Source organism: Brevundimonas sp. (genome assembly GCF_035627055.1).
Classification (GTDB): domain Bacteria; phylum Pseudomonadota; class Alphaproteobacteria; order Caulobacterales; family Caulobacteraceae; genus Brevundimonas.
On the sequence record NZ_DASPMM010000003.1, the window covers coordinates 1 to 12994 of the forward strand.

Annotated in this window: 8 protein-coding genes; 4 read left to right on the top strand and 4 right to left on the bottom strand. The window is 67.9% G+C overall.

Annotated features, from left to right (window positions below; genetic code table 11):
* Positions 1 to 15: 15 nt before the first annotated feature.
* Positions 16 to 4137 (bottom strand): DNA-directed RNA polymerase subunit beta, encoded by a 4122-nt coding sequence (gene rpoB, locus VEA98_RS00860; RefSeq protein WP_324810172.1) that lies wholly within the window; start codon positions 4135 to 4137, stop codon positions 16 to 18.
* Between the two features lie 354 nt (positions 4138 to 4491).
* Here rpoB and VEA98_RS00865 point away from each other — a divergent pair, with 354 nt between their 5' ends.
* The 3 genes from VEA98_RS00865 to VEA98_RS00875 all read left to right on the top strand — a co-directional run bounded on the left by VEA98_RS00865 (position 4492) and on the right by VEA98_RS00875 (position 9078).
* Positions 4492 to 5001, top strand: coding sequence for an FKBP-type peptidyl-prolyl cis-trans isomerase (locus VEA98_RS00865; protein WP_324810174.1), 510 nt, complete (start codon positions 4492 to 4494; stop codon positions 4999 to 5001).
* A 147-nt stretch (positions 5002 to 5148) separates the two neighbouring features.
* Entirely contained in the window at positions 5149 to 7098 is a 1950-nt protein-coding gene (locus VEA98_RS00870; RefSeq protein ID WP_414642120.1) for a M61 family metallopeptidase, read from the top strand.
* 18 nt (positions 7099 to 7116) lie between these two features.
* Positions 7117 to 9078 (top strand): peptidase M61, encoded by a 1962-nt coding sequence (locus VEA98_RS00875; protein WP_324810179.1) that lies wholly within the window; start codon positions 7117 to 7119, stop codon positions 9076 to 9078.
* On the opposite strand, the gene VEA98_RS00880 is transcribed toward VEA98_RS00875, so the two are convergent.
* From VEA98_RS00880 to rplJ, 3 genes are all read right to left on the bottom strand, one after another.
* Positions 9059 to 9595 carry a CDP-alcohol phosphatidyltransferase family protein gene (locus tag VEA98_RS00880; protein ID WP_324810181.1) on the bottom strand — a complete coding sequence of 179 codons (537 nt, stop codon included), beginning with the start codon at positions 9593 to 9595 and terminating at the stop codon, positions 9059 to 9061. The genes VEA98_RS00875 and VEA98_RS00880 overlap by 20 nt on opposite strands.
* Before the next feature lie 93 nt (positions 9596 to 9688).
* Positions 9689 to 10078 carry a 50S ribosomal protein L7/L12 gene (gene rplL / locus VEA98_RS00885; RefSeq protein ID WP_324810183.1) on the bottom strand — a complete coding sequence of 130 codons (390 nt, stop codon included), beginning with the start codon at positions 10076 to 10078 and terminating at the stop codon, positions 9689 to 9691.
* 66 nt (positions 10079 to 10144) lie between these two features.
* Positions 10145 to 10660: a 50S ribosomal protein L10 gene (rplJ, locus tag VEA98_RS00890; RefSeq protein ID WP_324810186.1), complete on the bottom strand. Its 516-nt coding sequence runs from the start codon at positions 10658 to 10660 to the stop codon at positions 10145 to 10147.
* A 398-nt stretch (positions 10661 to 11058) separates the two neighbouring features.
* Between rplJ and VEA98_RS00895 the strand changes: the two genes are divergently transcribed.
* Positions 11059 to 12942 (top strand): DUF4153 domain-containing protein, encoded by a 1884-nt coding sequence (locus VEA98_RS00895; RefSeq protein WP_324810189.1) that lies wholly within the window; start codon positions 11059 to 11061, stop codon positions 12940 to 12942.
* Positions 12943 to 12994 lie beyond the last annotated feature (52 nt).

The window sequence follows — 12994 nt, forward strand, 5'->3', positions numbered from 1 at the left end:
GCCGTGGCAGCCGGCCTATTCGGCTGCCTGATTGAGCTCGACGTTGAGGCCCAGGGAGCGCAGCTCCTTGACCAGCACGTTGAACGACTCGGGAATACCCGCCTCGAAGGTGTCGTCGCCGCGCACGATGGACTCGTAGACCTTCGTACGGCCGGCCACGTCGTCCGACTTCACCGTCAGCATCTCCTGCAGGGTGTAGGCGGCGCCGTACGCTTCCAGCGCCCAGACCTCCATTTCCCCGAAGCGCTGACCGCCGAACTGCGCCTTGCCGCCCAGCGGCTGCTGGGTGACCAGCGAGTACGGGCCGATGGAGCGCGCGTGGATCTTGTCGTCCACCAGGTGGTGCAGCTTCAGCATGTAGATGTAGCCGACGGTGACCGGACGCTTGAACTGCTCGCCGGTCTGACCGTCATAGACGATCGACTGGCCGGTGCGGTCTAGGCCCGCCTTCTCCAGCAGGTCCTCGATGTCGTTGATGTGCGCGCCATCGAAGACCGGCGTGGCGAAGGGCACGCCCTTCGACAGGTTCCGGGCCAGCTCGACCAGGTCCTCCTCGGAGTCCGGCAGCGGGGTGTCGGGTCCGTAGATGCTGACCAGATGGTCGACCAGCGCCTTCTTCTGTCCGCCCTGCTGCCAGGCTTCCAGCAGGCCCTGGATCTGCTTGCCGAGACCGGCCGCGGCCCAGCCCAGGTGGGTTTCGAAGATCTGGCCGATGTTCATGCGCGACGGCACGCCCAGCGGGTTCAGAACCAGGTCGACGGTGGTCCCGTCCTCCAGGTGCGGCATGTCCTCGATCGGAAGGATCTTGGAGATGACGCCCTTGTTGCCGTGACGGCCGGCCATCTTGTCGCCGGGCTGAAGCTTGCGCTTCACGGCCACGAAGACCTTGACCATCTTCATCACGCCCGGGGGCAGTTCGTCGCCGCGTTGCAGCTTCTCGACCTTGTCCTCGAAGCGGCGGTCGAGCGCCTTGCGGGCGTCCTCGAACTGCTTCTTCATGGCCTCGAGCTCGCCCATCGCCTTCTCGTCGTCGAGGGCGATCTGCCACCACAGGCCGCGCGACAGCTCGCCCAGCTTCTCTTCGGTGACGGTCCCGCGGCCCAGGCCCTTCGGACCCGAGGTGGCGTTCTTGCCGATCAGCAGAGGCTTCAGGCGGCCGTAGACGTTGCGCTCCAGAATCTTGAGCTCGTCGTCGCGGTCCTTGCCGAGGCGTTCGATCTCGGCGCGCTCGATGGCGACGGCGCGTTCGTCTTTGTCGACGCCGTGGCGGTTGAAGACTCGCACATCGACGATGGTGCCGGCGACGCCGGGCGGCAGGCGCAGGCTGGTGTCGCGGACGTCCGAAGCCTTCTCGCCGAAGATGGCGCGCAGCAGCTTCTCTTCAGGCGTCATCGGGCTTTCGCCCTTCGGCGTGACCTTGCCGCACAGGATGTCGCCCGGCTGGACTTCGGCGCCGATCGCCACGATGCCGGCCTCGTCGAGGTTGCGCAGGGCTTCCTCGCCGACGTTCGGAATGTCGCGCGTGATCTCTTCCGGGCCCAGCTTGGTGTCGCGGGCCATGACCTCGAACTCCTCAATGTGGATCGAGGTGAAGACGTCGTCGCGCACGATGCGCTCGGAGATCAGGATCGAGTCTTCGAAGTTGTAGCCGTTCCACGGCATGAAGGCGACGAGGGCGTTGCGGCCCAGCGCCAGTTCGCCCAGGTCCGTCGACGGGCCGTCGGCGATCACGTCGCCGGTCTTCACTTCATCGCCCACGCGCACGATCGGGCGCTGGTTGATGCAGGTCGACTGGTTGGAACGCTGGAACTTGGACAGGCGGTAGATGTCGACGCCCGAACGGCTGGCGTCCTGCTCGTTGGTGGCGCGCACGACGATGCGGGTGCCGTCGATCTGCTCGACGACGCCATCACGACGGGCGACCACGACGGCGCCGGAGTCCACGGCCACGACCGCTTCCATGCCGGTGCCGACCAGCGGCGCGTCCGACTGCACCAGCGGCACGGCCTGACGCTGCATGTTGGCGCCCATCAGCGCGCGGTTGGCGTCGTCGTTTTCCAGGAACGGGATCAGGGCGGCGGCGACCGAAACGACCTGCTTCGGCGACACGTCCATCATGTCGACGTCGGCCTTGGTCAGCAGCTGGGAGTCGCCGTTGATCCGGCCGGGGACGAGGTCCTCGACGATCTCGCCGTTCTTCAGCTCGATGTTGGCCTGGGCGATGGTGTATTTCGCCTCTTCCATGGCCGAGATGTAAACCACCTCGTCCGTGGCCTTGCCGTCCTTCACGCGCCGGTACGGGCTCTCGATGAAGCCGTACTTGTTGACCCGGGCGTGGGTGGCCAGCGAGTTGATCAGGCCGATATTCGGACCTTCCGGCGTCTCGATCGGGCAGATGCGGCCGTAGTGGGTCGGGTGCACGTCGCGGACTTCGAAGCCGGCCCGCTCACGCGTCAGACCGCCCGGGCCAAGCGCCGACAGGCGGCGCTTGTGGGTGATCTCGGACAGCGGGTTGGTCTGGTCCATGAACTGCGACAGCTGCGACGAACCGAAGAACTCGCGCACGGCCGCGGCGGCCGGCTTGGCGTTGATCAGGTCGTGCGGCATGACCGTGTCGATATCGACCGAGGACATGCGCTCCTTGATGGCGCGCTCCATCCGCAGCAGGCCGACGCGGTACTGGTTCTCCAGCAGTTCGCCGACAGAACGGACGCGGCGGTTGCCGAGGTTGTCGATGTCGTCGATTTCGCCCTGGCCGTCCTTCAGGCCGACGAGGATCTGCAGCACCTTCAGCACGTCTTCCTTGCGGAGCACGCGGATCTCGTCCGAGACCTCGGGCGTCTCCAGACGCATGTTCATCTTGACCCGGCCGACGGCCGACAGGTCGTAGCGCTCGCTGTCAAAGAACAGCGAGTTGAACATGGCTTCGGCGGCTTCCGGGGTCGGCGGCTCGCCCGGGCGCATGACGCGGTAGACGTCGAACAGCGCGTCCTCGCGGCCGGTGTTCTTGTCGATGCGCAGGGTGTTTCGCATGTAGGCGCCGACCGTGACGTGGTCGATGTCCAGCACGTCGATGGTGGTGAAGCCGTGGCTCTCCAGCAGCTCGATGGTCGGCTGGTCCAGCTCGTCGCCGGCCTCGGCGTAGATCTCGCCGGTCTCGTAGTTGACGGCGTCCGCGGCCAGATACTTGCCCAGCAGGGCGTCGGCGGCCAGCGACAGCGAACTCGTGGTGTCGCCCAGCTTCTTGGCCTGGCGGGCGCTGATCTTGGTCCCGGCGGCGGCGATCACTTCACCGGTGTCGGCGTCGACCAGGTCGAACTCCGGCTTCACCCCGCGCCAGCGCTCGGCCTTGTACGGCGTGACCCAGCCTTCGCCGCGCTTCTCGTAGGGCACGGTCTCGTAGAAGGTCTTGAGGATTTCCTCGCCGTCCATGCCCAGACCCATCAGGAAGGTCGTGGCCGGCAGCTTCCGGCGGCGGTCGATGCGGACGTAGACGATGTCCTTGGCGTCGAACTCGAAGTCGAGCCACGAGCCGCGGTACGGGATCACGCGGGCGGCGAACAGCAGCTTGCCCGAGCTGTGCGTCTTGCCCTTGTCGTGGTCGAAGAAGACGCCCGGCGAGCGGTGCATCTGCGAGACGATGACCCGCTCGGTCCCGTTGACGATGAAGGTGCCCTTGTCGGTCATGAGCGGGATGTCGCCCATGTAGACGTCCTGCTCCTTGATGTCCTTGACCGAGCGCGCGCCCGTCTCCTCGTCCGATTCAAAGACGATCAGGCGCAGCTTGACCTTCAGCGGCGCGGCATAGGTCATGTCGCGCTGGATGCATTCCTCGACGTCGTACTTCGGGTCCTCGAACTCGTACGACACGTATTCCAGGATGGCGCGCTCGTTGAAGTCCTTGATCGGGAAGACCGACTTGAACACCGCCTCGATGCCCTGGTCCTTGCGCGGGCCCGAGCGGACCTCGCGCTGCAGGAACTGCTCGTAGGAGGCGCGCTGAACCTCGATCAGGTTCGGCATCTGCACCGCTTCCGGGATACGCCCGAAGGAGTGGCGGATGCGCTTCTTGCCGGTGAACGAGGTGGCGGTGAGGAACTGACCGTTGACGGTGAGTTCCGCTTTGGACTTGGCCATTCTGTCTTCCCAATGCGGCGGGCCGGGCAGCCCGCTCAATGCAGCAGCCACGGCTCCGCCATTCCGGCGACCCGTGACCATCGGTTTCGGCGTCCACCCTCGGGCCTTGCGGTCCCAGGACACCTGAAATGTAGGGCTCCCTTGGGGAGGAGCGCGCCTTCGCACCGGTCGGAGGGCGACAAACCGGGCCTCGGCGCTTTCGCGCGTATCTCTTACGGAGTTAGCGGAACGCGCTGATATACTCGCTTTGACGGCGAAATAAAGACCGCCGGCCTCCTTTTTCGGCGGTGCGCGCGAAGCAGCCCCTTCCGCCGGGCCATTGCTTTGCAACGACAGGGAAAATAGCGTCGCCGCATGACACGTATCACGCTCGCGGCCGCCGCCGCCCTGACCCTTTCCGCCTGCGCCTCGGCGGGGCCGAATCCCTATGACTTCTCCGGCTCGTCGACGCAGGAGAACTGGAACGCCGGCAACGCCGCCTACCTGGCGTGGAACGCCGAATACGGCCGTGGCTGGACCACCACCGCCTCGGGCCTGCAGTACCGTCGCGTCGGATCGGCCCGTCCCGAGGGCCGCCAGCCCGCCTCGACCGACACGGTCAAGGTCCACTATCGCGGGACCTTCGTCGACGGGCGCGAGTTCGACAGCTCCTACGCCCGCAACGAGCCGGCCGAATTCCCCCTGAACCGGGTCATCAAGGGCTGGACCGAGGGCGTCGGCCTGATGCGCGAGGGCGAGACGTTCGAGTTCGTCATCCCCGCCTCGCTCGGCTACGGCGAGCGCTGGATCGGCGGCGACGAACTGCCGCCGAACTCGACCCTGCTGTTCACCGTCGAGCTGCTCGAGGTGAAGCCCGCCGCCTGACAAACCGCGACGGACACGATCGCCGGCGGCGTTGAACAGGTCTGCGCCTGCGCGTGCGGAACCGTGAAGATGACAGCGATTTAATCCGGCGAGCCGCCGCCGCGCTCTAGCTTGCCGCCGAACCTCATTGACCGAGAGCCTCCGATGATGCGTCCCGCCCGTCTGTTCGCCTCCGCCTGCGCCGCCGCGCTGCTGCTTGGTTCCGCTCCGGCGCTGGCCCAGGTCGCGACGCCGGCGCTGGACCGCGCGCTGGCGCCGATTCCCGCCCCGCGTGACGCCCCCTACCCCGGCGTGATCACGCTGGAGATGGACGCCACGGACATCGACCGCCGCATCGTCGCGGTGAAACAGACCATCCCGGTCGCCGCGCCGGGGCCGCTGATCCTGCTCTATCCGCAGTGGATCCCCGGCAATCACGGCCCGGTCGGGCCGGTGGACGATATCGGCGACCTTCAGATCACCGCCAACGGCCAACCCCTGCGCTGGGTGCGCAACACGGTCCACACCAACGGCTTCCAGGTCGATGTGCCCGCCGGCGTCAGCACGCTCGAGGTCTCGTTCAAATGGCTGACCCCGATCGAGGGCAGCCAAGGCCGCATCGTCATCACCGACGAGATGCTGAACATCCAGTGGGAGAAGGCCCTGCTCTATCCGGCGGGCTACTATTCCAGCCAGATCACCTTCCGCCCGACCCTGCGCCTGCCCGCCGGCTGGCAGTACGGCACGGCCCTGGACACCGAGAGCTTCCAGAACGGGCTGGCCACCTTCGCCCCGATCACGCTCGAGCATTTCGCAGACAGCCCGGTGTTCGCGGGCAAGCATTACCGCCAGATCGACCTCGATCCGGGCGGCCGCTCGCCCGTGCGGCTGAACATCGTCGCCGACGACGCCGACATGCTGGCCGCCACCGACGAACACATCGAGCTGCACCGCAACCTGGTCGACCAGGCGGACCGGCTCTACGGCGCGCGGCACTATAATCACTACGACTTCCTGCTGGCGGTGAGCGATAAGCTGGGCGGCATTGGGCTGGAGCATCACCGCTCGTCCGAGAACAGCGTCGACACCGACTATTTCACCGACCGGACCGGCACGATCGCCGACCGTGACCTGCTGGGTCACGAATACACCCACTCCTGGAACGGCAAGTGGCGGCGCCCCGCCGACCAGCTGACGCCCAACCTGAACGAGCCGCTGCAGAACTCCCTGCTGTGGGTCTATGAGGGTCAGACCCAGTACTGGGGCCTGGTGCTGACCGCGCGCGCCGGCCTGATGACGAAACAGCAGGCGCTGGATGTCTTCGCCAACACCGCCGCGACCTACGCCGAGGACAATCCGGCCCGGACCTGGCGCGCCATGCAGGACACCACCAACGACCCGATCATCGCCCAGCGCCGTCCCCAGCCGTGGACCAGCTTCCAGCGCAGCGAGGACTACTACCGCGAAGGCGCGATGATCTGGCTGGACGCCGACACCCTGATCCGCGAGCGCAGCGGCGGCCGCAAGTCGCTGGACGACTTCGCCCGGGCCTTCTTCGGCGTCGAGGACGGCAATTGGGATCCCGCGCCCTATACCTTCGACGACGTCGCCGGGACGCTGAACGGCGTGCAGGCCGGCGACTGGGCCGACTTCCTGCGCACCCGCCTCGACGCGGTGGGCCCGAACGCCCCGACCCCCAACGGCGGCATCGAGCGCGGCGGCTACCGTCTGGTCTGGCGCGAGACGCCCAACGACTATTCCAAGGCCCTCAACACCGAGCTGGGCCGGGTCGATTTCCAGTATTCGCTGGGCCTTTCATTGAACGGGACCAACCGAGTCACCGCCGTGCGATGGGGCTCGCCCGCCTTCGAAGCCGGCCTGACCTCGGGCTGGGACGTCGTCGCCGTCAACGGCCGCGCCGCCAGCGCCGACGCCATCTCCGAGGCGATCACCGCCTCCAAGGGCAATACGACGCCGATCGAGATGATGCTGAAGAAGGGCGACCGCTTCCGCACCATCCGCTTCGACTACCACGACGGCCTGCGCTACCCGCATCTGGAGCGGATCGAGGGCACGCCCGACCGGCTGGGAGACATCCTGGCCCCGCGCCGCCGCTGATCGAGAGAGACCCGACCGATGCTCAAATCCGCCGCTGTCGCCCTCCTGCTGGCCTCCGCCTCGGCGCCCGCGCTGGCCCAGGTTCCCGCCTCCCAGGCCCAGACGCCGCTGCCCGCCCCCAGCAGTCTGCCGCACGCCCTGCCGCCGATCCCGGCGCCGCAGGACCGCGACTATCGCGGCGTGATCGCCATCCACGCCGACCTGACCGACCTCGACCACAAGGTCGTGCGGGTGCGCCAGACGATTCCGGTCAGCGCCGGTCACCTGGTGCTGCAGTATCCGAAATTCCTGCCGGGCAACCATGCCGACACCGGGCCGATCCAGCTGGTCTCGGGCGTCACCGTCACCGGCGGCGGACAGCGCATCGAGTGGGTGCGCGACACGGTCGATCCCTACGCCTTCCACCTCGACGTCCCGGCCGGCGTGACCTCGATCGAGGTCCGGTTCGAGTGGCTGACCCAGCCCGACGCCTCCAACTGGCGCGTCACCATGACGCCCGAGATCGTCAACCTGCAGTGGGAGAAGGCCCTGCTCTATCCGGCGGGCTACAACCACAGCCGGATCACCTTTGCGCCATCAGTGACCCTGCCGGCGGGCTGGCAGTACGGCACCGCCCTGACCACGACCGGACGCCAGGGGGATGTGGCGACATTCGAGCCCATCTCGCTGGAGCACCTGGCCGACAGCCCGATGTTCGCAGGCAAGCACTACCGGCGCATTGATCTCGACCCCGGCGGCCGCTCGCCGGTGCACCTGAGCCTCGTCGCCGACACGGCCGCGGGACTGGCGGCGACCGACGAGCAGATCGCCAGGTTCCGCAGCCTCGTGGACCAGACAGACTACCTCTACGGCGCGCGCCACTACGACCGCTACGAATTCCTGCTGGCCGCCACCGACAAGCTGGGCGGGATCGGGCTGGAGCATCACCGGTCGTCCGAGAACACCGCCCCGGCGACCTTCTTCACCGACGGCATGAAGAGCTTCGGCACCCTCGCCCTGCTGCCGCACGAGTTCACCCATAGCTGGAACGGCAAATTCCGTCGGCCGGCCGACGAATACGTGCCCAATTTCAACGTCCCGACCCAGAACACCCTGATGTGGGTCTACGAGGGCCAGACGGAGTACTGGGGCGAGGTGCTGACCGCCCGCTCGGGGTTGGCGACCAAGGAAGAGCAGCTGGCGACCATCGCGGAGGTCGCCGCCTTCTACGAGAACCAGCCGGGCCGCGAGTGGCGCGCCCTGCAGGACACCAGCAACCACAACCTTCTGGGCTATCGCATGCCCAATCCGTGGCCGTCATGGATGCGCGGGACGGGCGACTATTATCGCGAGGCCCTGCTGATCTGGCTGGACGCCGACACCCTGATCCGCGAGCGCACCAACGGCCGCAAATCGCTGGACGACTTCGCCAGGGCCTTCTTCGGCATCGAGGACGGGGTCTGGGAGGCGCATCCCTACACCTTCGACGATCTGGTGGCGGCGCTGAACGGCGTCTACGAACACGACTGGGCGACCTTCCTGCGCACCCGGCTCGACGCCGTCGGACCGGGCGCCGGGGCGCCGCTCGACGGCATCGCCCGCGGCGGCTATCGCCTGACCTATGTCGACAGCCTGACGCCGGCCGAGAAACGGGCGCAGGGGGGCTGGGCCAATGACTTCCAGTATTCCCTGGGCTTCTCGCTCGGCTCGGGCAACCGCATCACCGGCGTCCGCTGGGGCGGCCCCGCCTATCAGCAGGGACTCGGCGCCGGCTGGGAGCTCGTCGCGATCGGCGAGCAGACCGCCTCGGCCGAACGGCTGCGCGAGGCGGTGACGGCGGCGAAGGGGGGCGGCGAGCCGATCGTGCTGATCGTCAGGCGCGGCGACGAGTTCCGCACCCTCAGCTTCGACTACCACGACGGGCTGCGCTATCCGCGCCTGGTTCGGGTGGAGGGCACGCCGGACCGGCTGGGCGACATCCTCACGCCGCGCCGGCGCTAGGTCCCAGCGCCCGCCGCACATAGCCAAGGGTCAGCAGCGCGGCGAGAAGGGCCGCCAGACCGAGCGCGCCTCGTCCGATCCACAGCTGGGCCTCCGCCCAGCCCGGCGCGATCAACAGGGCCAGGCCGAGGAACTGCAGGGCGACCTTGGCCTTTTCGGCGGGCGTGACCCGGATGCCGAGGCCGGCGAAGGTCTCGTTGAGTCCGGCGACGGCGAGATCGCGCACGACCAGCACGAGCCCGGCCGCGGCCCAGCCGCCCGGCAGACGGCCGGCGGCGATCAGCCCGGCCACCGCTGCGAGGGTCAGCAGCCGGTCAGCGACGAGGTCGAGGAAGGCGCCGAAGGCTGAACCCAGACCCAGGCGCCGGGCCAGCCAGCCGTCCGCGATGTCGCTGGCCCCCGCGAGCAGGAACAGGGCGAGCGCCGCGCCCCGGCTCGCCTCGCCGCCGTGGGCGACGAGGACGTAGAGCGGCACGAGGGCCAGCAGCCGGACGCCGGTGATCAGGTTGGGCAGCATCCGCCCATGCTGCCGCAATCCGCCGGCAAAAGAAAACGGGCCGGGGAGCGATCCCCGGCCCGTTCGACGAACGTCCCGAAGGACCGTTCGTGCTTACTTGACCTGCACCTTGGCGCCGGCTTCCGTCAGCTTCTTGGCGACTTCGTCGGCGATCTGCTTCGAGACGTTCTCGACGACGTTCTGCGGAGCGCCTTCGACCAGGTCCTTGGCTTCCTTCAGGCCGAGGTCCGAACGGACGCCGCGGACTTCCTTGATGACGTTGATCTTCTTGTCGCCGCCGTCCAGCAGGACGACGGTGAACTCGGTCTGCTCTTCAGCCGCTTCGGCCGGAGCGGCGCCGCCGCCGCCGGCGCCCGGCATGGCCATGGCCACCGGAGCAGCGGCGCTGACGCCCCACTTTTCTTCCAGCAGCTTGGACAGTTCGGCGGCTTCCAGAACGGTCAGCTTCGACAGGTCTTCAACGATTTTGGCGAGATCGGCCATGGTGTGTTTCCTTCGGAGGATTGGGTTTCAGTAGAGAGTTTGCAGAGATGAAAGAGGCGGGTCCGCTTACGCGGCGTCCTTCGTGGCGTAGGCGTTGAACACCCGGGCCAGTTGGCCGGCCGGGGCTTGCACGACGCCGGCGATCTTGGTCGCGGGGGCGTTGAGCAGGCCGAGCAGCGAGGCGCGGATCTGATCCAGCGACGGCAGCTTGGACAGGGTGTCCACGCCTTTCGCGTCCAGAACCTTCTCACCCATGAAGCCGCCCAGGACGACGAACTTGTCGTTGGCCTTGGCGTATTCGGCGGTGATCTTGGCGGCCGTCACCGCGTCGTTGGCGTAGGCGATGCCCACGGGACCCTTGAACAGGCCGTGGTAGTCGCTGCCTTCGTCGGCTTCGAGCGCCTTGAGCGCCAGGCGGTTCTTGACCACCTTGAACGTGCCGCCTTCCTTGCGGAGGCGTCCACGCAGGTCTTCCATGTCCGCAACGGTCAGACCCAGGTTGTGGGTCACGACCACGGCGCCCGCGTCGGCGAAAACGCCCTTGAGCGTCTCGATCGACTCGGCTTTTTGAGCGCGGTCCATTGCGGTCTCCAGTCTGGTATTCGCCGCCGGGCTTATTCCCGACGACGGATTTGGCCAAAGCGCCGCGCATCGCTGCGAAGCGTTCAGGCCGGTCGTATTGTCCGAAGGAAGCTCAGACCCCGACGTCCGGTTTTCGGATCGTCTGGCTCGTCTGCATCCCCATCTCCCCACGGCGCCAGAGGGCTCTCTGGCATTTACGGCCTGGGTGACCCCCACGCCCCGAAGTTCTCGGACAGGACCGCCGCGGCGAAAAGCTGCGACGGAGAAGGCGCGCTCTATACACGGACGGGCGCAGAACTCAAGCGCCCGCCCGTCCTGGACGGCGTCTGCACGAGAAATCCTCAAGACGCGCAGGTCGAATATGGTGCAGGTTGGGCCCGCATGCGGGGGGAGACCGAATGACCGACGCCATCGAGGCCACCGGACGGGACAGCCTGGGACGCGCCGGTTCGCCATATGTGATCTGGATCCGCCTCGCCCTCGGCCTGGTCCAGGGCGCGGCCCTGTGGTGGCTGTACCATTCTGCGGAAGCGTTCTCCTGGCTGTGCGACGACGTGCGGCCCGGCGCCTGTCCCACCGCCGTTTGGCCCGCCACCGTCCCTGAACTCTTCGGCCCCCTGGCGATGATCCTCGTCATGGTCCCCGTCCTGATGCTGGCCGGGGTCGGCCGCATGAGACCCCTGACCCTGGCGTTGTGGGCGGTTGCCGCCGCAGCTCTCCTCGCCCTGCTCGGCTGGCACGGCGTCGCCGCCCAGTCGATCACCGAATACGGCCTCCGCAGCCGACCGCCCTTCCTGCCATGGCCCATGCCCCTGTTCGCGGCGACCGCCCTGTTCATCGCCCATCATCTCGTCCTGCCCGCCGACATGGAGCGGAAGTGGATCGCCGCCTTCCCGACCTATTTCGACACGGCCTGGAAGGCCGGTGTCCAACTGGCCCTGTCGATCGGCTTCACCGGCGCCTTCTGGCTGCTGCTCTTCCTCGGTTCGGCCCTGTTCCACATCATCGGACTGGATTTCCTGCAGGACCTGCTCGGCGAGGAATGGTTCTCCATCCCGATCACGACGCTCGTCTTCGCGACCGCCGTTCACCTGACTGACGTGCGCGACGGGCTGATCCGCGGGGTGCGCAGCGTCGTGCTGATGCTGCTGTCATGGCTGCTGCTGCTGATGACGGTGCTGGCCGCCGGTTTCCTCGCCGCCCTGCCCTTCACCGGCTTGCAGGGCCTGTGGGAGACGGGCAGCGCCACCGCCCTCGTCCTGTCGGCCGCCGCGGCCCTGATCATCCTCATCAACACCGCCTATCAGGACGGGCGGGCCGACAACCTGCCGCCGGCGATCCTGCGCGCGGCGGTCCGCGTCGCCGCCGTCCTGCTGAGCCCGCTGGTCGTGATCGCCTTCTGGGGCCTGGCGCTGCGCATCGGGCAGCACGGCCTGACGCCCGACCGCATCATCGCCTTCGCCTGCGCCGTGGTCGGCGCCGCCTACGCCGTCGGCTACGGTTTCGCCGCCCTCAGCCCCTTCTGGCGCAAGGGCGCCGGCTGGATGCAGCCGCTGGAGCGCACCAACGTCTGGACCGCCGTGTTGGAGGTCGCGGTCATCCTCGCCCTGTTCAGCCCCATAGCGGACCCGGCCCGCCTTTCCGTCGCCGACCAGACGGCCCGGCTGGAGCGGGGCGCGGTGACGCCGGACAAGTTCGACTACGCCTTCCTGCGCTTTGAGAGCGGAAAGGCCGGCGAGGCGGCGCTGGAGCGGCTGACCCGCTCGCGGAACGCCGAAATAGCCCGCCGGGCCAGGGACGCCAAGGCCGTCAGCAACCGGTGGGAAGCGCGTCGGACGGCTCGCGAGGCGGCCTTCCGGCCCGTGGTCGAAGTCTGGCCCGCCGGCAGCGCCCTGCCGCGCCGCTTCCTCGGCAGCGACTCTCAGGACAACGACATTTTCGCCTGCCGCCAACCGGGCGACTGCGTCGCGACTGTCCGGGACTGGAACGGCGATGGCGTGGCCGAGGTCCTCGTGGCCCGGCGGATGAACCTCAGCATTCACCAGCAGCACGCGGACGGTAGCTGGCGACGGACTGGAACGTACTGGCTCGGCGCCTGCCAGGGCCGTCAGCCGACGGACGCCCGCGAGGCGCTGAAGGCGGGGCGTCTGTCGCCCCGCGCCGCCCTCTGGCCTGATCTCGCCATCGGAGCGAATGCAGCGCGGTTCCGGTTCCAGGAAGAGGGCGTCGACTGTGATGCGGCGGCCGAAGCGGTTCCGGCGGCGGCCGCGCCGGCCCGTTAACCCTCCACTCACCCTGCCCCCCAACCCGATCTTCACCTTGTGAGGGTTAAAA

What these genes read in the sequence shown, in the direction of transcription:
- rpoB (WP_324810172.1), bottom strand. Translation starts at nt 4,137, where the DNA reads ATGGCCAAGTCCAAAGCGGAACTCACCGTCAACGGTCAGTTCCTCACC.
- VEA98_RS00865 (WP_324810174.1), top strand. Translation starts at nt 4,492, where the DNA reads ATGACACGTATCACGCTCGCGGCCGCCGCCGCCCTGACCCTTTCCGCC.
- VEA98_RS00870 (WP_414642120.1), top strand. Translation starts at nt 5,149, where the DNA reads ATGCGTCCCGCCCGTCTGTTCGCCTCCGCCTGCGCCGCCGCGCTGCTG.
- VEA98_RS00875 (WP_324810179.1), top strand. Translation starts at nt 7,117, where the DNA reads ATGCTCAAATCCGCCGCTGTCGCCCTCCTGCTGGCCTCCGCCTCGGCG.
- VEA98_RS00880 (WP_324810181.1), bottom strand. Translation starts at nt 9,595, where the DNA reads ATGCTGCCCAACCTGATCACCGGCGTCCGGCTGCTGGCCCTCGTGCCG.
- rplL (WP_324810183.1), bottom strand. Translation starts at nt 10,078, where the DNA reads ATGGCCGATCTCGCCAAAATCGTTGAAGACCTGTCGAAGCTGACCGTT.
- rplJ (WP_324810186.1), bottom strand. Translation starts at nt 10,660, where the DNA reads ATGGACCGCGCTCAAAAAGCCGAGTCGATCGAGACGCTCAAGGGCGTT.
- VEA98_RS00895 (WP_324810189.1), top strand. Translation starts at nt 11,059, where the DNA reads ATGACCGACGCCATCGAGGCCACCGGACGGGACAGCCTGGGACGCGCC.